23 protein-coding genes are annotated in these 20,966 nt (G+C 30.8%); 20 read left to right on the forward strand and 3 right to left on the reverse strand.

What is annotated here, in order from left to right; translation table 11 throughout:
* Window positions 1–4: 4 nt before the first annotated feature.
* Window positions 5–700: a response regulator transcription factor gene (locus HY951_11175; GenBank protein ID MBI5540612.1), complete on the reverse strand. Its 696-nt coding sequence runs from the start codon at window positions 698–700 to the stop codon at window positions 5–7.
* The gene (locus HY951_11180; protein MBI5540613.1) at window positions 690–2,252 is read right to left on the reverse strand and encodes a HAMP domain-containing histidine kinase; all 1,563 of its coding nucleotides are present in this window, start codon (window positions 2,250–2,252) and stop codon (window positions 690–692) included. Before HY951_11180 ends, HY951_11175 begins: the two co-directional genes overlap by 11 nt.
* A gap of 189 nt (window positions 2,253–2,441) precedes the next feature.
* On the opposite strand from HY951_11180, the gene HY951_11185 reads away from it, so the two are divergent.
* The 15 genes from HY951_11185 (at window position 2,442) to HY951_11255 (ending at window position 16,067) form a co-directional block, all read left to right on the forward strand.
* Window positions 2,442–3,410: a T9SS type A sorting domain-containing protein gene (locus HY951_11185; GenBank protein ID MBI5540614.1), complete on the forward strand. Its 969-nt coding sequence runs from the start codon at window positions 2,442–2,444 to the stop codon at window positions 3,408–3,410.
* Between the two features lie 488 nt (window positions 3,411–3,898).
* The gene (locus tag HY951_11190) at window positions 3,899–4,975 is read left to right on the forward strand and encodes a hypothetical protein (GenBank protein ID MBI5540615.1); all 1,077 of its coding nucleotides are present in this window, start codon (window positions 3,899–3,901) and stop codon (window positions 4,973–4,975) included.
* Between the two features lie 178 nt (window positions 4,976–5,153).
* Window positions 5,154–5,648, forward strand: a complete 495-nt coding sequence (locus HY951_11195; GenBank protein MBI5540616.1) for a hypothetical protein — start codon at window positions 5,154–5,156, stop codon at window positions 5,646–5,648.
* Between the two features lie 192 nt (window positions 5,649–5,840).
* The gene (locus HY951_11200; protein MBI5540617.1) at window positions 5,841–6,266 is read left to right on the forward strand and encodes a hypothetical protein; all 426 of its coding nucleotides are present in this window, start codon (window positions 5,841–5,843) and stop codon (window positions 6,264–6,266) included.
* A gap of 246 nt (window positions 6,267–6,512) precedes the next feature.
* The gene (locus HY951_11205) at window positions 6,513–8,453 is read left to right on the forward strand and encodes a right-handed parallel beta-helix repeat-containing protein (GenBank protein ID MBI5540618.1); all 1,941 of its coding nucleotides are present in this window, start codon (window positions 6,513–6,515) and stop codon (window positions 8,451–8,453) included.
* Window positions 8,454–8,734: 281 nt separating this feature from the next.
* A complete protein-coding gene (locus tag HY951_11210) occupies window positions 8,735–9,553 on the forward strand; it encodes a hypothetical protein (GenBank protein ID MBI5540619.1) in 819 nt (272 codons plus the stop codon).
* A gap of 68 nt (window positions 9,554–9,621) precedes the next feature.
* Window positions 9,622–10,098: a DUF1801 domain-containing protein gene (locus tag HY951_11215; protein ID MBI5540620.1), complete on the forward strand. Its 477-nt coding sequence runs from the start codon at window positions 9,622–9,624 to the stop codon at window positions 10,096–10,098.
* A 106-nt stretch (window positions 10,099–10,204) separates the two neighbouring features.
* Window positions 10,205–11,347 (forward strand): methyltransferase domain-containing protein, encoded by a 1,143-nt coding sequence (locus HY951_11220; protein ID MBI5540621.1) that lies wholly within the window; start codon window positions 10,205–10,207, stop codon window positions 11,345–11,347.
* Between the two features lie 14 nt (window positions 11,348–11,361).
* A complete protein-coding gene (locus HY951_11225; GenBank protein ID MBI5540622.1) occupies window positions 11,362–11,823 on the forward strand; it encodes a hypothetical protein in 462 nt (153 codons plus the stop codon).
* Window positions 11,824–11,889: 66 nt separating this feature from the next.
* On the forward strand, window positions 11,890–12,387 hold the full coding sequence (locus tag HY951_11230) for a hypothetical protein (GenBank protein MBI5540623.1): 498 nt from the start codon (window positions 11,890–11,892) through the stop codon (window positions 12,385–12,387).
* 337 nt (window positions 12,388–12,724) lie between these two features.
* Window positions 12,725–13,162, forward strand: a complete 438-nt coding sequence (locus tag HY951_11235; protein MBI5540624.1) for a VOC family protein — start codon at window positions 12,725–12,727, stop codon at window positions 13,160–13,162.
* 8 nt (window positions 13,163–13,170) lie between these two features.
* On the forward strand, window positions 13,171–13,596 hold the full coding sequence (locus tag HY951_11240) for an SRPBCC family protein (protein ID MBI5540625.1): 426 nt from the start codon (window positions 13,171–13,173) through the stop codon (window positions 13,594–13,596).
* Window positions 13,597–13,613: 17 nt separating this feature from the next.
* The gene (locus HY951_11245) at window positions 13,614–14,087 is read left to right on the forward strand and encodes a VOC family protein (protein MBI5540626.1); all 474 of its coding nucleotides are present in this window, start codon (window positions 13,614–13,616) and stop codon (window positions 14,085–14,087) included.
* Between the two features lie 15 nt (window positions 14,088–14,102).
* The gene (locus HY951_11250; protein MBI5540627.1) at window positions 14,103–14,600 is read left to right on the forward strand and encodes a T9SS type A sorting domain-containing protein; all 498 of its coding nucleotides are present in this window, start codon (window positions 14,103–14,105) and stop codon (window positions 14,598–14,600) included.
* 3 nt (window positions 14,601–14,603) lie between these two features.
* Window positions 14,604–16,067, forward strand: a complete 1,464-nt coding sequence (locus HY951_11255) for a DUF1566 domain-containing protein (protein ID MBI5540628.1) — start codon at window positions 14,604–14,606, stop codon at window positions 16,065–16,067.
* 76 nt (window positions 16,068–16,143) lie between these two features.
* Here the strand turns inward: HY951_11255 and ribD are convergent, their stop codons facing one another.
* Window positions 16,144–17,190, reverse strand: coding sequence for a bifunctional diaminohydroxyphosphoribosylaminopyrimidine deaminase/5-amino-6-(5-phosphoribosylamino)uracil reductase RibD (gene ribD, locus HY951_11260; protein MBI5540629.1), 1,047 nt, complete (start codon window positions 17,188–17,190; stop codon window positions 16,144–16,146).
* Window positions 17,191–17,214: 24 nt separating this feature from the next.
* On the opposite strand from ribD, the gene prmC reads away from it, so the two are divergent.
* The 5 genes from prmC to HY951_11285 all read left to right on the forward strand — a co-directional run bounded on the left by prmC (window position 17,215) and on the right by HY951_11285 (window position 20,949).
* The gene (gene prmC, locus HY951_11265; protein MBI5540630.1) at window positions 17,215–18,069 is read left to right on the forward strand and encodes a peptide chain release factor N(5)-glutamine methyltransferase; all 855 of its coding nucleotides are present in this window, start codon (window positions 17,215–17,217) and stop codon (window positions 18,067–18,069) included.
* A gap of 34 nt (window positions 18,070–18,103) precedes the next feature.
* Window positions 18,104–18,535, forward strand: coding sequence for a RecX family transcriptional regulator (locus HY951_11270; GenBank protein MBI5540631.1), 432 nt, complete (start codon window positions 18,104–18,106; stop codon window positions 18,533–18,535).
* 168 nt (window positions 18,536–18,703) lie between these two features.
* Window positions 18,704–19,159: an RNA polymerase sigma factor gene (locus HY951_11275; protein MBI5540632.1), complete on the forward strand. Its 456-nt coding sequence runs from the start codon at window positions 18,704–18,706 to the stop codon at window positions 19,157–19,159.
* The gene (locus tag HY951_11280) at window positions 19,146–19,865 is read left to right on the forward strand and encodes a hypothetical protein (protein MBI5540633.1); all 720 of its coding nucleotides are present in this window, start codon (window positions 19,146–19,148) and stop codon (window positions 19,863–19,865) included. Before HY951_11275 ends, HY951_11280 begins: the two co-directional genes overlap by 14 nt.
* Window positions 19,843–20,949 carry a hypothetical protein gene (locus HY951_11285; GenBank protein ID MBI5540634.1) on the forward strand — a complete coding sequence of 369 codons (1,107 nt, stop codon included), beginning with the start codon at window positions 19,843–19,845 and terminating at the stop codon, window positions 20,947–20,949. Before HY951_11280 ends, HY951_11285 begins: the two co-directional genes overlap by 23 nt.
* The last annotated feature ends 17 nt before the right edge of the window (window positions 20,950–20,966 follow it).

Raw genomic sequence — 20,966 nt, forward strand, 5'->3', positions numbered from 1 at the left:
TGGTTTATTCCTTCACACTTAGAATATAACCATTACCGTGTAAGTTTGTAATTTCAACCCGGGCATCATCTTTTAAATATTTTCTGAGCTTTGTTACAAACACATCCATGCTTCGGGTAGTAAAATAGTTGTCGTCGCCCCAGATTGTTTTTAACGCCGTTTCGCGAGGTGTAATATTATTCAGATTTTTACACATTAATTGTAAAAGGCATGACTCTTTTGGCGACAACTTATGGACTTCATTTCCATTTGCCAATGTTCTGAAACGACTGTTGTATATGTAAATTCCAATATTAAATTCTTCCTGTTCGTTATTTTCTTTTTGAACGCAATGCCTTTTTAATATTGCTTTTATTTTTAATAACAATACTTCCGAATCGAATGGTTTTGTAATATAATCATCGGCTCCAAGCGAAAATCCTTTTAATATATCTTCCTTTAATGTTTTAGCGGTCAGAAAGAATAGCGGAATTGTTTCGTTTACTAATCTTATTTCTCGAGCCACTGCATAACCGTCAAAATTTGGTAACATTACATCAAGTATGCAAATATCGTATTCGTTGTTACGAAAATAATGAATTGCCTTTGCACCATCCTCAAATAAACTTACATGAAATCCCTGTATCTCAAGATAGGATTTAAGAACCATACCAAAGTTCTTGTCATCTTCAACCAGAAATATTTTTTGTTTATTCGTCATTTTTTATTGGTAAACAAAATGTGAATGTGCTGCCAACTCCTTTTTCGCTCTGAACGGTAATGTTTCCTTTAAAAGCTGTTACAACTTCCTTAACATAACTTAAACCCAAACCAAATCCCTTTACATTATGAACATCGCCGGTGTGAACCCTGTAAAACCTATCGAAAACCCTTTTAGCATCATCTTTTTCCATTCCAATTCCATTATCAGAAATTGCAAAACAAATATTATTCTCTTTGTTATAAGTTGAAATTTTTATGGATGGTAAATCTTTAGAATACTTAACAGCATTATCAAGTATGTTTAGCAAAGCACCATTAAGGTGTACCAGATCCGCTTCAATAAAATATTTTTTTGCGTTTAACTCCAGCGAAATATTCCCGTTTTTTTGTTCTAACTGAAGTTTAATTCTTTCAACCGCTTTTTCAATTTGTTCGTGAGCATTTAATGTTGTAATATGAAACTCAACATCTTTTTTATCAAACAACGACATCTGAAGAACCTTCTGTACCTGAGAATTCATTCGTAACGCCTCTTCTTTAATAATTCTGTTAAAATTTAAAATCTGATTTTTATCTTCAAGCACAACCGGGTTATTTATTGCGTCCGTAGCTAATGAAATGGTAGCAATTGGAGTTTTAAACTCATGAGTCATGTTATTAATAAAATCGTTTTTAATCTCGGAAATTTTCTTCTGGCGCAGTATAGCAAAAATTGTAATTATAAAAGTCATAAGTATAATTAATGTAAAAACAATCGATCCTATTATCATAAATGATAATGACCGATATATATAACTGTTTCTTTCGGGAAAATACATTTTTAAATAATCCGACTTTGCAACCAAATCATTTGGGAACAAGTTAACCGAATAAACATATGCTTTGGAATCTTCTTTATATCCTTTGGAAATTAAAGCCGAATCAATTTTATTTTTTCCATTAACAATATACTCGTAAGGCAAATCAATAGCATTATTTTTTAAAACTGATTTAAGCAGTTGAGAGAAATTTATTTTCTGAAGCCTTTTATCTAAAGTAATATTTTTAAATTCATACTCTACCAACATTTTCTCAACCACATTTCTGAATTTATCTGTTTTTACATTTATTTTATTGTTGTTTTTAATCACAGTAATGCAAACATCTTTAGAACTGTCATTTGTTACTTTTACCGAAGACTTTACAAACTCATCAAAATCACCCGTTAATTTTGAATCAATTTTTATGGTTTTACAATCCTGGTTTATCTGAAGCCCCGAGCAACCATTAGAATCTTTGGAAATGATAATCTTTTTGAACTGAGTTTTATGTTTGTTTTTATGATTAATCAAAGATTCCGGCATACAGTCTGCATTTTCCGGTAAATTATCAACATTAATAGAGCAAATATTACTTGTTATTATATGACTTGTCTCGTCTGTTTCAATTTTACTTACAAGCTCGTTCATTGCTTCATTCACCTTGCGCCCGAATTGTTCCTCGTTAATTTTAACGGCATTCATAATCCAGAAAATCTGCACAAACACAATCCCGATAAGGGAAATGCTCATTAACAAAATTATATATCTTATAGCTTTTGGCTTCACTTAATATCAATTTTGATTCAAATATACAACTATAAAATATTCGATTTTAAACTTTAACGTTTCCTTAACCTTTCTTAACCAGACCTTAACCATAAGCAGGCAAAATCAAACATAATTTTGCATTAACAATAAAATAAAAAAGGAGGATTTATTATGAAAACATCTATTATTGCAATTTGTTTGGTATTGGGAGTTACTTTCGGATTTAGTTTCTTAATTCCGGATAACGAACCCGAAAAAAACGGAACAGTTACTATTAAGATTGTAACAGAAAAAAACGGTGTAACCACTGTAATTGACACTACACTCTCGTTTACGGGAGAATTTAACGAAAACATGATTAGCGGTTTATTAAACTCTTATGGAATTAATGAATCCGGCTCGAATGGCGAAAAAATAATTAAACAGATTATTGTAAACACAAATGAAGAAGGCAACGACAAACACATGAAAATGGTTTGTATTAAAGGCGACACATCATTTACAGACATTATTAAATGCTGCAATTTATCTGGTGATTCTGTAAAGATTTGTAACACCAAGCAAACATGTACTGTAATTTGTGACGATAAAGGTGGCAGTAAACATAAAAAGGTTATTGTAAAATCGTGCAATGGCTCAAATTCTGACCTTGAAAAAGATGTGAAAGTTGAAGTTTCTGAAGATGGAACCGTTAAAACAATAACTATTAACGGCGAAGAAGTGAATACAGAAAATGTTGAAACCGATGTACAGGTTATTAATTCCAAAGGTGGCAAAAAGGTAATAATTATTAAAGCCAGAGTTAATATTGACGACCTTAACGAAAGCGACTTAAAAAAGCTCGAAAAAGCAGATGTGGTAACCTCTACAACAAAGAACAATTTAAAAATTGAAAAACTGGATTTTTACCCGAATCCTAACAACGGTAAATTTAATTTATCTTTTAACCTGCCCGATAAAGGGAATACAAAAATAACAGTATTCGATGCTAATGGTAAAGCAGTTTACAAAGAAGTATTAAAAGATTTTACAGGAGGTTATAACAAAACAATTGATATTTCGAGTGAAGGAAAAGGCTTGTATTTTCTGAATGTTGAGCAAAATAATAAAATTTTAAATAAGAAACTGGTAATACAGTAAACAAGTTGGTTAGTTTGTTTTAAAAAGCTGTTCCAAACCGGGACGGCTTTTTTATTAAATGCAAATAGCCCTAAAATTGTATTCTTCTCCTTTATTTTGTAACTTGCATAATATTACACCTTCTGTTTAATTAATTAGCATGAAAATAAATTCTAACATAAAGTATTTTTTTATAATACTTATTTTTTTGTTTTCATGTAAAACAACAGACCCAACACTCTCCCATACCTACGGAACAAAAAAAACAAAGAAAGCAAAAACAGAAAGGGTTAAAACCGGTAACGATAAAAATTGCCCGGGATTTAAGAAATGTAAATAAGGCAAGAAATTAGATTGTTATAGATTATTTTGTATTTTTGAATAATCATTAAAATGCTTGTAAACAATTATTCTAAAAGTAGGCAAACAGTTGATGAGTATTTATTATAAGTTATACATATAAGATAGTTAGCGTTCATTGGTAAAATAAATCACTAAATAAACAAACGATGAAATCAATAATTATAATTCTGATAATTCTATTCCCAATACTAAGCTTTAGTCAGTATAATGGAAATACCCTATATGAAAATTTCTTCTTAAGACAACCAAGTGCAAGAGCTGAAGCAATGGGAAGAGGATATTGTTCACTAGAAGGAGATTTATCATCTGTTTTCTATAATCCTGCCGGAATTTCTACAATAAATAAGATTGAAATTAATGGTACACTTTCAATGGCAAATCTTTATTTTTTACCTAAAGCAAAGGACATATTCACTAACATTGGATATAAGTATAACAAATATCTTACAATGGCTATGACAAGAAGAAGGTTCACATATGGTCAAGATATAGATATTGTAGATTTAAATGGTAATATAGTAGAAAGTGTTAGATTACATACAACTAATATTACATTCACTCTTGCTTCTGAGCCTATTAAAAATTTATTTATAGGGTTAAATACAAACTATTATAATTTTTACAATTATAGTAGCCTTTCCGACTTGAAACCTATATTTTATTTCGATTTTGGAGCTATTAAAAAATTCAATTTATGCAAAAACTACAACATAAAACATTCCTTAAACATAGGGGCATCTTTGACAAATTTTAGCAACGTTAAATTTACTGACAACAATTACACTTTTTATTTACCAGTAATTTCTAGGTTTGGTGCTAGTTACCAAATCTATATTAATAAGCCCTTATTAAACGATTCACTTCGCACTTTAAAAATCACTATTTTAGGTGAATATCAGAAATTATTTAATTACAAATATTTATCTGGACCACATTCAGGTATAGAAGTATTATTTCTAGAAATGATTTGCCTACGTGCAGGATATTATAATGAAAGCATAGACACTTATAATGCACCTGAGGATGAAGTGAAAAAAAGAATAAATATTTTCACCTATGGATTTGGATTCCAATTGCCATTGAATAAAATAACTAAGCTTCCATTAAATATTAAGTTTGATTATACTTCATTACCACAAAAGTCACACTATTCCGACAATCGATTTCAACCTGGCAATTTTACAACATATAACCTAAGTATAAGCTGGATACCAAAGAAGTAATAGTTAATTTAATAAAACAATATAAAACCAACGTAACGCTAACGCACGGTTAAAATTTAGCAGGCTGTTATGGACAACTTGACACATTTAACATTACATAAAATCATTAACGGTTTGATACCGGCTGCAAGTAAAAGCTCGTCGTTCCGTAGCTTCAACTGTTATAGCCAAGTATAAAATGAGACATCTACTAACTGACAAAGACATTAAAGATTTAAAATACCAATGCAGAATGGGAATAATTTTACCCTTCTTGTTATTGACTATTTCAATTATTGTAATTGTTTCAATAGTTTTCGTAAATAAATTTGACTTTTCAAATATTATAGTTTTAATTTCAATTGCTACATTCGTGACTATTTCGATATTATTGAATATTTTTATGAATAGAAAATATATTTCTGATATAAAGAATGGTGAAAAAAATTATGAAGTTAAAATTATTCAATTAAAAGAAAAAACAAAAGATTTCGAAGCTGGTAGCGCAACAATTTATATTGGACAAGAAATGAATGAGTTTTATCGTTATGATTTAATCATTGAAAATACACGATATCGCGTTGACAAAGAATTATTCGAAAACTGTGAAAATGGCGGGGAAATAGTTTTCTATACAGCTCCTAAGAGCAAATATTTATTGCAGATGGAATTAAAAAAGAACACCCGGCTATAACACCACCTACGATAACAACGAGCAGCTATGGGCAACTTGACAAATATAACATCAAATAAAATTCTTAGTGGTTTGACCCCGAAGGGGCAAGCACAACTGCAAGTAAATGTAGGTTGTTCCGTAGCCTCAAACGTTCTGCGCAATATTATAAAGTCCATTGCGTTGACATGAATGATTATTAAAATATAAATTATGAAAAATAAAATTATTGTTGGACTCTTACTTGTTGTAATTTTGGTTTCTTGTCGTAAAGAAACTGGACCAAAAGGCGAAACTGGTGCTCAGGGAAATGCCAATGTAAAAACAACAATTATAGAGGCAGGTCAATGGGACGCCTCGCCACAGAATAATACATTTGAAACGGTATTACAAGTGCCAGATATTACGACAGAAATCATGAACAATGGAACAGTTCAAGTATTTCTCTGGATTGGAGGTGCAAATTCTTCTGGTAGTAATTACGGTTGGTGTGCAGTACCCTATTCAACTTCATATCAATCATTTTATTTTAATTATTATGTAGATATGGTAACTGTAAATTGTATGTTTGTTGACTCAAGTTTAGTTGAAAATCCGGGCATGAAAAAATTTAAAGTAGTTGTAATAGGTGGGCAGTAAAACAAATATTAATAACTTGAAACAGATTACAATAAAAGTAATAAAGTGCCTAACACTATCTACTAAAACAACGTGCATATATGGACAACTTGACAAATATAACATTAAATAAAATTTTTAGTGGTGTGACCCCGAAGGGGCAAGCACAACTGCAAGTAAACGCACGGTGTTGGGTCGCTTCAATCGTTATATGCTAGTTTATAAACAGTCTACAGCAAGGAAAATCTAATTTTGTAAAAAAACTATATGAAAACAATAATTTTATCTGCTTTATTATTTATAACAACATTAAGTTGTTTTGCTCAAACTATTATTCCTGGTGGAAATATTAGCGGAACTTGGACACTTGTTGGCTCACCTTATTTAATACAAGGAAGTATTCAAGTACCAAACGACTCCACCCTTTCAATTGAACCTGGTGTAACAATAAATTTTCAAGGAACTTACAAGTTGTTTGTGCAAGGAAGGATTATTGCTATTGGCACTTCAACTGATACCATTATTTTTACTGCTGCCAACACTGCTAACGGCTGGCGTGGAATACGCTTTGATAATACACCATCAACAAATGACACCTCAAAATTTATCTGTTGCAAATTGCAATATGGTAAAGCCACAGGCACTGCAACGGATGTGAATGGTGGAGCATTTTACTTTAATAATTTTTCTAAAGTACTTATTTCAAACTGCAATATAACTGACTGCATGGCAAATGGGTCTGGAGGTGGAATTTGTTGCGATAACAAATGCAATCCGATTATAACAAATAACACAATTTTAAACAACACGGCCAACAATGCTTCTGGAGGTGGAATTTGTTGTTTTCTAAGTAGTCCAACTATTTCAAATAATACTATTTCAAATAATCAAGCAGATAATTATGGCGGTGGAATTTATTGCTACGATAACAGCAACCCGACGATTTTAAATAACACAATTTCAAATAATACGGCTGCTAATAATGGCTATGGTGGTGGAATTTACTGCGAACAAAGCAATCCGACTATCTCAAACAACACTATTTCAGGCAACATAACAAGTTATGGTGGTGGAATTTACAGTTTTTACAGCAACCCGAATATTTCACATAACACAATCTTAAGCAATACAGCTGATTATGGCAGTGGAATTTATTGTGAATATAGCGATCCAACTATTTCAAACAACGCTATTTCAAATAACACGGCTTCTTTTTATGGTGGCGGAATTTATTGTTATTACTTCAATCCTACAATTATAAACAACACCATTTCAAACAATATTGCTAATGAAGGAGGTGGAATTTATTGCAGCAATTTCAACCCTAATATTATTAACAATAAAATTTGTAATAACTTAGCTGACAATGGCGGCGGAATTTATTGTGTTAATAGCATTCCAACTATTTCAAATAACACTATTTCAAACAACACCGCTAATAAAGGTGGTGGAATTTATTGTTTTTATAACAGCAATTTAATTATTACAAACTCTACCATTGCAAACAACAGTGCTGTTAATGGCGGTGCAATTTATTGCACAAACGCAACTAACCCTATTTTACTCAATACAATATTATGGGGCAATACTGCCAGTATAAGCGGGCAGCAATTGTATTTAAGTGACGAGGACTGCGATCCCAATATTTATTATTCTAACGTACAGGGTGGTACAGCTAGTTTTGAACTTAACGGTAATTTCTTTACTGGTAATTATTCAAACAATATAAACATGAACCCTCTTTTTGTCTTGCCTTCAGGTGGTAGTGGAACAGGTTATAATGGAGTAACAGCTAATTGGTCTTTGCAAAGTACATCTCCTTGTATCAACGCAGGAGATCCAGTAGGTTCTTATCCTACATCTGATATAGCAGGAAATCCTCGTGTAGTCGCTGGTACAATAGATATTGGTGCATATGAATATCAAAGTCCAACTTCTTTAACAGTTTCTTATTCTCAAACTGAATTTGCTGTTTATCCTAACCCCACAAACGGAAAATTTGTGATCAAAATACTAGATCAAAATAGTAATGAAGGAAATATGGAAATTGAAATTTTGAATATGCTTGGTGAAGTAATTTATTCAAAAATCTTCGACACTAAACAGGCTACCTATTATCTGGACATTTCATCAACTATAGATGGAATCTATTTTGTAAAAGTATATAATAAAGAGAAATATAATATTGAGAAAATTGTTAAATTGTAGTTGCTAAAAATAAAACTGCAGCTCGTCGGGATTTGTAATCCCGACGGTAATAAGTAAGGATTTAGCTACGCTGAGAAAAGTTGTAATCCTCACTATTATCTACTCCAAGGTTTATATTCTATACTGTTACTAAAAAATTATCTCTATAATCTGTTGTAGAAAACAAAAACGTTAATCAAGTAGCAAACCTCAAGGAATTCTTTTGATTAAAATAATTCAAAAATATTTAATGCGGTAATTCTCTCAGAAATGTTATTTTTGTATACCAAAGAATTAAAAATATGCTAAACAAATCAACACATTCATTTTCCGTAAAGATTATATTAGGTAATCTGATTTTGATAACCCTTCTTGCCTCTTGTATTCACAAAAAAGGAGAACAAAAAGAAGAGCAAATAAGTATTATTGGTTCAGAATCTACAAATATAACCGATACTATTAATTCCATTCAGGGAAACGTTACATTAAATCAGATTGCAACAAATCCAAATTCAGTTATTCTCACCGGACTTCCAGAACATAGATTAGTTACTGTTTATAAGTCAAAGAAAAACGGAGAACCCAGATCTGTAACTGAAAGTTATTCCAGGTACTCCAGTTATTCATATAATGACTATGATGACGCAAGCGATGAGCAGGAACATTACATGCCCGGCATAGACATTCTATACGGCTATAATCTTTTAAATATTGCACATTATGATTTAAAAACCGAAAAGCTTAATTTTTTATTTAATAGTCCGTCATTAATTAAAACTTTGTATTACCCATGTTTTACACAAGATTCATTAAACAAAAAACCTATTAATCGTAATTATTTTTTAGTTTCAGTTTATGATGAAGACACCAATAAAGATACACTCATAAACAAAAAAGACCTTAGAAGATTTTACTGTTTTGATTCAAGTTGTACTGTTAAAACACAACTTATACCGGCAAATTATTCTGTAACACAATCACAATACGATTCTCAAAACGATGTGATGTATATTTTTGCCAAACTTGATCTTAACAATAATGGCACAATTGATAAAAAAGAACCTATTCATATATTTTGGATAAGCTTAGTAGCTCCGACTGTTGCTAAACGATTGTATTAGTTATTACAACAAATTGCACAACATATTAAAATGTTAAACAAAATTCATTATAATTAAATTATTTGTTTATGATATCAAAACCTCAAAATATTAAAGAATATCTGGACACTATTTCAGCTGACAGAATTGATTCTTTCTTAAAATTAAGAAATACTATTCTTGCAAATTTACCAAAGGGATTTGTAGAGGAATTAAGTTATGGAATGATAGGATATGTAGTTCCACATAGCTTGTATCCTAAGGGATATCATTGTAACACAAAACTTCCGTTACCTTTAGTAAATATTGCATCACAAAAGAATTTTATCGCCTTGTACCATATGGGAATTTATGCCAGTCCGAAATTGCTTGACTGGTTTGTAAGTGAATTTCCAAAGCATTGCAAATCAAAATTAGATATGGGTAAAAGCTGTATCCGTTTTAAAAAAACCGATGAAATACCCTATGATTTAATAGGTCAGCTAATGCAAAAAATATCTGTTGAAGATTGGATAAATTTGTATGAAATAAATTTTGTTAATTCAAAGGCAAAAACCGGAAAATAAAACAACCAGAACAATTAATAGTAGTACTAAATTCAGGCATATTTAAATACAATTACGCTTTTTCGCATTTTATATTTGCCCAATTAAAGCTAACAAAATACCTATATTGAAAAACAAAATTATATATCTCTTAATTGGACCTAAAGGAAGCGGGAAATCATACATTGGTTCATTAATGGAAAAACAATTCGATATTAAATTTGTAAGAGTTGAAGATTGGGTTAAAAAGGTAAAGAAGGGCAGGCAAATTGACGACGAAACTTATTTGAGTGACGCTTTCAAATGCATTGAAAACAGTGTTAGAACTGTTCTTAATCATAATTCAAAAATTGTTTTCGAATCGACTGGGTTAACAGTATATTTTGACCAAATGCTATCCAGATTTAGGGAAGATTTTAAAGTTGTAACTATAAAAATTCAGGCAGACATTGCACTTTGTTTAAAAAGAGTAAAAACAAGAGATCAATCAATTCATATTAATGTTTCTGACGACCAGGTAAATCTTTTAAATAAACAGGTTCAGGCTAAAAACATTATTACTGATCATATAATAAATAACAACAGTAAAAACATTAATGAATTAACTTCTGAAATTGGAATCATCATTAAAACCGAAACACAAAATGAAAATCCCTGGTTAAATATTAAATTTTCCGAATATGAAAATCATATGCTAGAGGTTGGTCAGGCACAGGTTTTAAATAATTTAACTGAAGAATATTTAAAAGAATACAAGCCAGAATACTTTGCATTAATAGGGTGTTCAACCGGAAACGGATTAGAGCATATTGATAATAATATCACAAAAAAAGTATTCGCAATCGACATAAACCCCGATTATTTAAAGCAAACAAAAATACGTTTTGAAAATAAAATTAATAATATAACAACGTGCTGTATTGATTTGCAAAACGAAGAGCTTAACTTATCAAACATAGATTTGGCTTTCTGCGGTCTAATATTAGAATATGTAGATCCTGAAATATTATTAAAGAAAATAACAAAGACTCTTAATAAAAACGGAAAGATTGTTTTGATTATACAAAAGAATAAAAACACTTCATTTGTATCGAAAACAAAATACACATCACTTGAGAGTTTATCGTCAATAGCAAAGGAAATAAGCGAAAATACGGTCGCTATAATTTGCAAAAAACTACATTTAAAACTTATTCAAAAAAAGGAAATTCAGCTTAACGAGAAAAAATCCTTTTTAGTTTTTGTTTATAATAATCCATCTAAATATTAAATAACAAATCACACATGAAATCAATAATAATCTTTACTACAATCTGCCTGTTTTCAATTTCAGCAATCGGTCAAAACATAACCCCTGGTTACGACTCAACTTTAGCCAAAACTCTGGGGGCAGATGAATACGGAATGAAATGGTACGTATTTGTTATTCTGAAAACCGGTAGTAATAATATTGAAGACAAAGTTAAGCGCGACAGCCTGTTTGCCGGTCATATGGCTAACATTAATCGTTTAGCAGACTTGGGAAAACTAATAATTGCCGGTCCTTTTGGAAAAAACGATAAAACATATCGCGGCTTATTTATTCTAAATGTAAAAACAATAGATGAAGCGAATGAACTGCTTCAAACGGATCCTGCTGTAAAAGCAAAAGTTTTTGATGTTGAATTATATAAATGGTATGGTTCTGCAGCCATTTCGGAATATTTGAAATTTCATGACAAAATTGAAAAAACAAAAATCGAATAATCATGGATAGCTGTTTTATTAGCTATTCAGTCTAATTATCTATCTTCGCTGTTCAAAAATTTTTACATGAGACTTAAATCGCTTTTTTACATATTTTTATTTTTTGCTTTTAATAACATTTATGCACAAAACCATGTAACCGACTCGTTACATAACGAGCATGATCACGGAAGTCATAAAAATGAACTTGGGATAGCAAATTCACCCGTTTACTTATTACACGAAAAGAATTTTTGTTACGGACTTCACATTCACTACTTAAGAAACATTAGCGATTCCAGGTTTGGATTTGGGTTTGGTTTCGAAAGAATATTTGACGAACATAAACATAATACATTTGGTCTTGTAGCTAAATATATGGTAATTGATGAATTATCATTTAATATTTCACCAGGTATAATGTTAGAAGACGAAAATTTAAAAAAAATAAATTTTGCACTGCATTTAGAAACTGAATACGAATTTGACATTGATCCTTTTTGCATCGGACCTGTTGTGGAATGTGCTTTTGATGCTGAAGATATTCATCTTAGTATTGGACTACACTTTGGAATTGTATTTTAATTAGGAAAATTCCTTCTGGCTTATCCTCGCTTCCCATATATGTGATTTACAAAGTATTACAAATTTTTGAAAAAACACAATTCTTTGTATAAAAGCAGAAGGCATTAGTGCTAAATAACAGATATAATTTCAAATAAGCTAAATGTAATCAACAAAAACTAGTTGCATAAAAAGCATCTTATCTCCTGTATATCAGTTAAATAAATTCGCTCGGCTACAATTATCTTTTTAAAATTTAAGATTATTTATGTTATTTAGCATTATTTTGCGAACAATTAATCAAATTCTATATTAACTTTATCTCATGAAACAATAAATAATTTTAAAATAAAATATCATGGCAAGGGTTAGTACATACTTAAATTTTTCTCGCAATACCGAGGAAGCTTTCAACTATTATAAATCAATTTTTGGCGGAGAATTTGGTGGCGGTGGCGTTGCCAGGTTTAAAGACATTCCGGCACAAGAAGGAATGCCACCATTAGCTAAAGAAGACGAAAACCTGATTATGCATATTGAATTACCAATACTTGGGGGACATGTTTTAATGGCAACAGATGCTCCGGAATCAATGGGTTTTGTAGTTAATGCCGGGAATAATTATAACATTATGCTGGAACCTGACACAAAAACAGAAACCAAAAAATTATTTGATGCATTATCAAAAGATGGTAAAGTTACAATGGATTTACAAATGATGTTCTGGGGAGCATATTATGGCAGTTGTACCGATAAGTTTGGAATTCAATGGATGTTTAATTGTAATGAAAAATAACAATATACATGGAAGAAAATAACAAAGTAATAATTACGGTTCAAACAACAATAAATGCACCTATAGAAAAAGTGTGGAAATGTTGGACTAGTCCTGAAGATATTGTAATATGGAATACCGCTTCGGAGGATTGGCATTCTCCACATGCAGAAAATGATTTGCGTGTCGGTGGTAATTTCAATTACAGGATGGAATCTAAAGACAGAAGTATGGGTTTCGATTTTTTCGGAGTATACAACAAAGTGATTACTCATAAATTAATAGAATACACTTTGGGCGATGGAAGAAAAGCAACAGTTATTTTTAAAGAAACAAATAACAAAGTAGAGGTTATTGAAGACTTTGAAGCAGAAAACGAAAATTCATATGAATTACAAAAAATAGGCTGGCAAACAATTCTTAATAATTTCAGAAAGCATACAGAAACAAAATAACATTATACATAGAGACAATGGGAAATCCAATAATACCATGCCTTTGGTTTGACAACCAGGCGGAGGAAGCAGTAAATTTTTATGTTTCAGTTTTTAAAAATTCTAAAATTGAAAGCATAAGTCGTTACGGAAAAGAAGGTTTTGAAATTCACAGACAAAAAGAAGGAACTGTTTTAACTGCAAATTTTCAAATAAACGGGCAATCATTTGTTGCATTAAATGGTGGACCTCTTTTTAAATTTACCGAAGCTGTATCGTTTCAGGTATTTTGTGATACCCAGGAAGAAATTGACCATTACTGGGAAATGCTTACAAAAGACGGTGGAGAAGAGAGTAATTGCGGATGGCTAAAAGATAAATACGGGTTATCATGGCAAATTATTCCAACTATACTTTCAAAGCTTTTGAGTGATCCTGCAAAAGCAGGCAGGGTAACAAATGCTTTTTTGCAAATGAAGAAATTTGATATCAATAAATTAATGCAAGCTTAAATTTTTAACCAAAATATGAAAATAAGAATACTTTTAAGAGCAATAATAGTCACATTATTGATTTCAGAAAGCTTACAAGCTCAAGAAATTCATCAATCGTTAAATTGCTCTGGCGGAGAAGCCATTGGTTCAGGAGGATCTGTTAGTTATTCATTTGGTCAGACTACATATACTACAAATAATGGAATAACGGGTTCTATCGCTCAAGGGATACAACAACCATTCGAAATTTCAACTGTAACAAATCTTAATGATAATAATGAGATTATACTTGAAATGTTAGCATACCCAAATCCAACTACAAATTTTTTACAACTTAAAACTTCAAATTATAACAATGAAAACATAATTTATCAATTAACAGACGTTAACGGAAAATTAATAGAAACGAAAAAAATAGAAAATAATATTACAAATATTGTTATGGAAAATTTAACTCCAGCAAATTATTTTCTAACTGTTTTTATCAATAATAAAGAAACCAAAACATTTAAAATAATTAAAAACAAATAACAAATGAAAAAACTATTTACAATTATAGCAGCAATTATATTTACATTTAATGTTTTTGCACAAGCGCCTCAAAAAATAAGCTATCAGGCAGTAATCAGAAATAGCAGTAACACTCTAGTAACAAACACACAAGTAGGCATGCAAATAAGTATTTTGCAAGGAACAACACCTATTTACAGTGAAACACAAACCCCAACTACTAATGCAAATGGATTAGTAAGTATTGAAATAGGCACTGGTTTCGGGTTCGATACTATTAGCTGGGCTTACGGTCCATATTTTATAAAAACAGAAACCGATCCTTTGGGTGGAACAACATACTCGATTACTGGAACTACCCAGATAATGAGTGTTCCATATGCATTACATGCTAAAACTGCTGAAAATATTTCGGGCACCATAATTGAGAAACAAGGTGTTGGCTTGGGCGAATTAATTTCAACAAATTACAGAATTCAACCAATTTCTCCATCATTAATATATAGAGGAAAGTTATACGATAATAATTATCAACCTTTAAATGGGATATTTAGTTTTACAACCAGAGTATATCTTACACAGATAGGCGGAACTCCCATATGGCAGCATACTTATTCTGTTCCGGTTATTAATGGAGTTTTCAATATAGATTTAACCTCAAGTGGATCAAATATTGAAGCATCTTTAATTAACAATCAGGTTTTTTATGAATTTTCAATTAATGCTGATCCGGCAATGACGCCTCGCAATAAATTTGAAATGGTTGCGAATGCTATTAATTCAAGCTTTATCGAATGGAATAACATTGGCGGAACTCCAACATTTTCACAAGTTGCAACAAGTGGCGATTATAACGACTTAATTAACACACCAGTTGGAACTGCACCGGGCCAAATGCTTTATTGGAATGGAACTGCATGGGTATATATTACTTCTGGTTTAAACGGACAAATATTAAAATATAAAAATGGAATTCCAACATGGTCTGATGGTAACATTAAAGATTTGAATATTGGTGATAGTTATCAAGGTGGAATAATTGCATATTTTTTACAACCTGGCGATCCTGGTTACGATGTTAACATTCGTCACGGTATTATTGCTGCAATAAGCGATGAATCTGCTACAGAATGGGGTTGTTTTGGAACAGATATAACCGGAGCAGGAGGAATAATTTTAGGAACAGGAAATCAAAACACTATTGATATCGTGACCGGTTGCCCAACAGCTGGAATTGCTGCCGAAGTTTGTGCTAACTTAACAATAGGAAGTTATAGTGATTGGTATTTGCCAAGTAGTGATGAATTAAATAAACTTTATCTAAATCAAAATCTAATTGGAGGTTTTTATGTTGGATCATTCAACTTCTATTGGAGTTCTACAGAAACTTCAGCTACAGATGCAAAAGTTGTGGATTTTAACACTGGCGGGCAAACTAACCGTACTAAGTCGAATGCAACACGATTTCGCGCTATTCGTTCTTTTTAACACTATTTAATTATTATGTTTTAATGGTTGATAGAAATAAATCTCTGTCAACCATTATTTTTTACTAATACAGTTATTATATATTTTTATATACCTGCAGCTTACTTTCCAGTATCATTTCTGTAGAAATAGGCTCTTTGTTAAGAATTGGTGCAGATAATCCCTTGCCAAATGTTATATCACCAGTAAAAACTCTGGCTTCATCCCAAATATTTTTACAAATAAAAGTGTTTAAAGTCTGCGCTCCTCCTTCGATAATTACCGACTGTATATTTCTTTTATAGAGCTCGTTTAAAATGCTTTCGACAAGATTTTCGTTAAAAGACATTCTTACATTTTCAATGTTTTTTTCAGATTTATTTGTCTGAATATTTTCAGTAATAATTAGCGTTTGAGCTTTATTGTTAAAAACCTTAAGATTTTTTGAAAGAATATTATTCTGATCAATAACAATTCGCAATGGATTTTTACCTGTCCACGACCTTACTGTTAATTCGGGGTTATCATTAATTGCAGTATTAGTTCCAATTAATATTGCCTGCTCTTCCGACCGCCATTTGTGAACTAATGTTCTACAGGTATCATTTGTAATCCATGTTATTTTCGGCTTCTCATCAGTTCTTTCAACATCAATAAATCCATCTTTAGTTTGTGCCCACTTTAAAATAATATATGGCCGTTGTTTTTTTAAAAAAGTGAAAAATCTTCGATTCACAAATTCATATTCTTCTTTTAAAACTCCTGTTTGAACATTTATTCCTGCATTTTTTAAAATTTCAATTCCTTTACCTGCTACTTTTGGAAAAGGATCTTCTGCAGAAATTACCACTCGCGGAATTCCCATTTTTACAATTAAATCGGCACATGGCGGAGTTTTTCCATAATGTGAGCACGGCTCAAGCGTAACGTAAAGTGTAGAGTTTTTAAGTAATTCTTTGTTTTTAACTGAATTAATTGCATTTACCTCTGCATGCGGTCCACCAAATTGCTGATGAAAACCTTCACCAATAATTTTATGTTCATGAACAATTACACAACCAACCAATGGATTTGGAGCAGTATTCCCTAAACCCATTTCTGCAAGTTCAATGCAACGTTGCATAAATTTTTGGTCGATGTTCATGCTTAATTTTTTATCTTTGACTCTATGTCTGAAACAATAAATTCATACTTTAATCAACTGGTAAACAAGTTAAAAACAATTTATTCGGATTGCGAATCTGAAAATATTGCTTTTATGACAGTTGAACATGTGCTAAATTACTCAAAATTCAGATACTCAGAAAATCGTTCGCAACCTTTTCCGGAAACAAAAAAAGAAATATGGAAAGCAATAGAAATAAGATTATTAAATTCAGAACCCATACAATATGTTTTAGGTGAAGCAGATTTTTTCGGCTTAAAGTTCAAGGTTGATAATAATGTACTTATTCCACGACAGGAAACTGAAGAACTTGTGCAATTAATTTTAACAGAACATAAAATTGAGAAAATAAAATTACTCGACATTGGAACAGGGAGTGGTTGTATTCCGGTTTCTTTAAAAAAGAACAGAAAAAACTGGGATATTTATGCAATAGATATTTCAAAAGGTGCTCTGAAAATTGCAACAGAAAATGCTAAAATAAATAATGCAGAAATAACCTTACTGCAAGATGATATTTGTAATTCAAACTCATTTAATTCTGAATATAAATTTAATGTGATAGTCAGTAATCCTCCTTATATTCCCAATAAAGACGTAGAAATAATGCACAATAATGTTAAGGATTTTGAACCACATTTAGCACTTTTCTCACCTGACGATGATCCATTGATATTTTACAAACATATTGCAGAATTTTCGAAAGTCCATTTGGAAATAAATGGAACTTTATATGTTGAGATACATGAAAAGTTTGCAAATGAAGTGTCTGAGTTATTTAAAAACACCGGATTTAACAATATAACTATTATTAATGACATAAACGAAAAAGCAAGAATTGCAAAAGCAAAATTATAATTTGACAAACTACGAATTCTATATTAACCGGGCAATGTTTTGGTGCAGCCGCCGCGAAATGTGTTGCAGTGAAGTTAAACTACGTTTGCAAAAAGCAGAGGTTGACGAAACCTCTATTAAAAAAATTATTGCTAAGCTTATTGAGGAAAACTTCATAAACGAAGAACGTTTTGTTAAGGCATTTATACATGACAAATTAGAATACCAAAAGTGGGGTCTGGCTAAAATTAAAAATGCATTATATCTTAAAAATATTCCGGCAGAACTAATTTCTGAAGCAATTTCGGGATTAGATAAAGAAGCTTATCTCAAAAAACTTACAGAAATCGCATTGCATAAATTAAAATTTATTAAAGCCGAAAATGATTTTTTACGAGATCAGAAACTATTGCGCTTTTTAGCATCTAAAGGAGTTTCGGCAGATGATGCATTTAAAATAATTAATATTATTAAATCAAAAAAATAAAATATTGCAACAAAATTGCAACCCAGATATTTTTTTCTTGTCTTTAGTTTTGAAATTAAATCCTGAAAAGGAATAGTGCAGGAAGATATTCATAAAAAATTAGTAGAAAGGTGTATCCGTGGAGAGCGGAAAGCACAGTTTGAGTTATATAAACTTTATTCAAAAGCTATGTTCAATATTTCCTACAGAATGTTAAATAATAAAAGCGATGCCGAGGACATGCTTCAGGAAGTATTTACAGATATTTTTACCCGTATACACACATTTAGATTCGACTCAACTATTGGAGCCTGGATAAAGCGTATTACAGTTAATAAATGCATTAATGAAATTAACCGCAAAAAAACTAATTTAAATTTTGTTGAAGATATTTCAGTTTTTGATAAGGGCGTAAATGATGAAGAAGAAAACATTCCATTATCGGTGGACAATGTAAAAAACGCAATGGAACAATTACCAAATGGAAGCCGAATTATTTTTTCACTTTATTTACTTGAAGGGTATGACCACGAAGAGATAAGTCAGATTTTAAACATAAGCGAATCTACCTCCAAAACTCAATATATGAGAGCCAAACAAAAAGTAAAAGAACTTTTAAAACCACAGTTATATGAAACAAGATAAGCTGGAAAGATTTGTTTCTGAAAACAAACAGGCATTTGATGAGCTTGAACCATCAATGCAAATTTGGGAACAAATAGATAAAAGTATTAAGCCCAAAAAGCCGAATCTTTTTATTAAGATTTCTTGGCAGATTGCTGCTGCTATAGCAATTTTCGTTGCTTCATATTATTTTCACGATTATGTAAATGATAACAAGGTATATTATGCAAATACTACAAAACAAATTAAAAATGTAAGCTTTATTGCTAAGCAAGCAAAAAATCCTGATGTTTTAAAAACAATTAACCACAGCAAACCAAACAAAAATGATGTAAATGTAATTTCAAAAGAGGAAAAACAAATTGCAAATAATTCACAAATTAAGCAAACAAATAATCAAAAGAATGAAAACGGATACTATTCTGAGCTTAATGAACTAAGCATTTATTACACTTCAAAAATAAATAAAGAAAAAAATGATCTTTTCATTCTAACTGCAAATAATCCTGAGGTTAAAAAAGAGATTAATGACGAATTTGGCAAACTTGACAAAGCATACAAAGAACTAAAAAACGATTTGAAAGAAAATATTAACAATGAACAGGTTATTGAAGCAATGATTGAGAATTATAAACTGAAAATGGAAATGTTAGAGTTTATTAAACGACAGGTTAGTATTGAAGTAACAGAAAAAAACGACAAAAATGAAACTAAATATGACATGTAATAAATTATTATTTTTAGCTTGTACATTTTGTATAGCTATTATAAGTCAGGCACAGCAGGTAGAATTTCATAAAAGCATAAAAAAATCTTTTAAGATTACTCCCGAAACAAGTGTTCAGATTAGCAATAAATATGGAAATATACACATTGTTAAATCAACTTCTGATTCTGTTGTGTTTTCTGTAGAAATTAAAGCTTCTGATAAAGATACTATTAAAGCAACAAAAATTTTTAACAACGTTGATGTGCAATTTGATGCTTCTTTGTTCTATGTTATTGCAAAAACAAATTTCAATGAATATAAAGGAAGCGTATGGTCAAATATCTCTGACATTGCCAATACTGCAATAAACGGAGCCGCTAATATTGAAATAAACTGGACTGTAACTATTCCGGAAAATGTTGAATTAAAAATTGACAATAAATTTGGAAATATATATACGACTAACCATAGTTCTGGCATTAACATAAATTTATCTAATGGTGACTTTCAGGCACATAATTTAACCGGAAAATCAAATATTAAAGTGGAGTTTGGTAATGTAAGTATCAAAAATATTACCGCAGGAAAACTTGAATTATCATATGTTGAAGGTGAAATCACATCTGCTCAAAACCTTGATTTATATAGCAGATCGACAACCTTAACCTTACCGTTTGTAAGTAATCTTGAAATTAATTCTCGTCATGACAAAATATATGTAGATAGTGTTATGGTTTTAAAAGGTGAAGCAAGTTTTTCGTTAATTAAGGTAAACAAAGCAACTAAGAACACAATGCTTAACTTAAAATATGGTAGTGCTTATTTTAATATGATAAATAATTCAACTAAAAGCATATTTATTACTTCTGTAAGTACCGATTTATATCTTAATTACGATAACACATATTGCTGTAAATTCGAGTCAACATATAGAAAAGCGACACTGGTATTGCCCTCTGCTTTCGATTCCTTTACAAAAGTATTGTTAGATGAAAAATTGCAGCAATTTAAAATGACTGGATTTATAGGTGAGCAAAAAGCAGATGCATCTGAAATAAAACTTAATTTTAGTTCTGGCATTTTATCTTGTGGAGTAAAGTAATACTTTTCTCACTATTA

Source organism: Bacteroidia bacterium, from assembly GCA_016218155.1.
GTDB lineage: Bacteria > Bacteroidota > Bacteroidia > Bacteroidales > GWA2-32-17 > GWA2-32-17.

Coding starts and splice junctions, on each gene's coding strand:
- HY951_11175 (MBI5540612.1), bottom strand. CDS start 700: ATGACGAATAAACAAAAAATATTTCTGGTTGAAGATGACAAGAACTTT.
- HY951_11180 (MBI5540613.1), bottom strand. CDS start 2,252: ATGAGCATTTCCCTTATCGGGATTGTGTTTGTGCAGATTTTCTGGATT.
- HY951_11185 (MBI5540614.1), top strand. CDS start 2,442: ATGAAAACATCTATTATTGCAATTTGTTTGGTATTGGGAGTTACTTTC.
- HY951_11190 (MBI5540615.1), top strand. CDS start 3,899: ATGAAATCAATAATTATAATTCTGATAATTCTATTCCCAATACTAAGC.
- HY951_11195 (MBI5540616.1), top strand. CDS start 5,154: ATGAGACATCTACTAACTGACAAAGACATTAAAGATTTAAAATACCAA.
- HY951_11200 (MBI5540617.1), top strand. CDS start 5,841: ATGAAAAATAAAATTATTGTTGGACTCTTACTTGTTGTAATTTTGGTT.
- HY951_11205 (MBI5540618.1), top strand. CDS start 6,513: ATGAAAACAATAATTTTATCTGCTTTATTATTTATAACAACATTAAGT.
- HY951_11210 (MBI5540619.1), top strand. CDS start 8,735: ATGCTAAACAAATCAACACATTCATTTTCCGTAAAGATTATATTAGGT.
- HY951_11215 (MBI5540620.1), top strand. CDS start 9,622: ATGATATCAAAACCTCAAAATATTAAAGAATATCTGGACACTATTTCA.
- HY951_11225 (MBI5540622.1), top strand. CDS start 11,362: ATGAAATCAATAATAATCTTTACTACAATCTGCCTGTTTTCAATTTCA.
- HY951_11230 (MBI5540623.1), top strand. CDS start 11,890: ATGAGACTTAAATCGCTTTTTTACATATTTTTATTTTTTGCTTTTAAT.
- HY951_11235 (MBI5540624.1), top strand. CDS start 12,725: ATGGCAAGGGTTAGTACATACTTAAATTTTTCTCGCAATACCGAGGAA.
- HY951_11240 (MBI5540625.1), top strand. CDS start 13,171: ATGGAAGAAAATAACAAAGTAATAATTACGGTTCAAACAACAATAAAT.
- HY951_11245 (MBI5540626.1), top strand. CDS start 13,614: ATGGGAAATCCAATAATACCATGCCTTTGGTTTGACAACCAGGCGGAG.
- HY951_11250 (MBI5540627.1), top strand. CDS start 14,103: ATGAAAATAAGAATACTTTTAAGAGCAATAATAGTCACATTATTGATT.
- HY951_11255 (MBI5540628.1), top strand. CDS start 14,604: ATGAAAAAACTATTTACAATTATAGCAGCAATTATATTTACATTTAAT.
- ribD (MBI5540629.1), bottom strand. CDS start 17,190: ATGAACATCGACCAAAAATTTATGCAACGTTGCATTGAACTTGCAGAA.
- prmC (MBI5540630.1), top strand. CDS start 17,215: ATGTCTGAAACAATAAATTCATACTTTAATCAACTGGTAAACAAGTTA.
- HY951_11270 (MBI5540631.1), top strand. CDS start 18,104: ATGTTTTGGTGCAGCCGCCGCGAAATGTGTTGCAGTGAAGTTAAACTA.
- HY951_11275 (MBI5540632.1), top strand. CDS start 18,704: ATGTTCAATATTTCCTACAGAATGTTAAATAATAAAAGCGATGCCGAG.
- HY951_11280 (MBI5540633.1), top strand. CDS start 19,146: ATGAAACAAGATAAGCTGGAAAGATTTGTTTCTGAAAACAAACAGGCA.
- HY951_11285 (MBI5540634.1), top strand. CDS start 19,843: ATGAAACTAAATATGACATGTAATAAATTATTATTTTTAGCTTGTACA.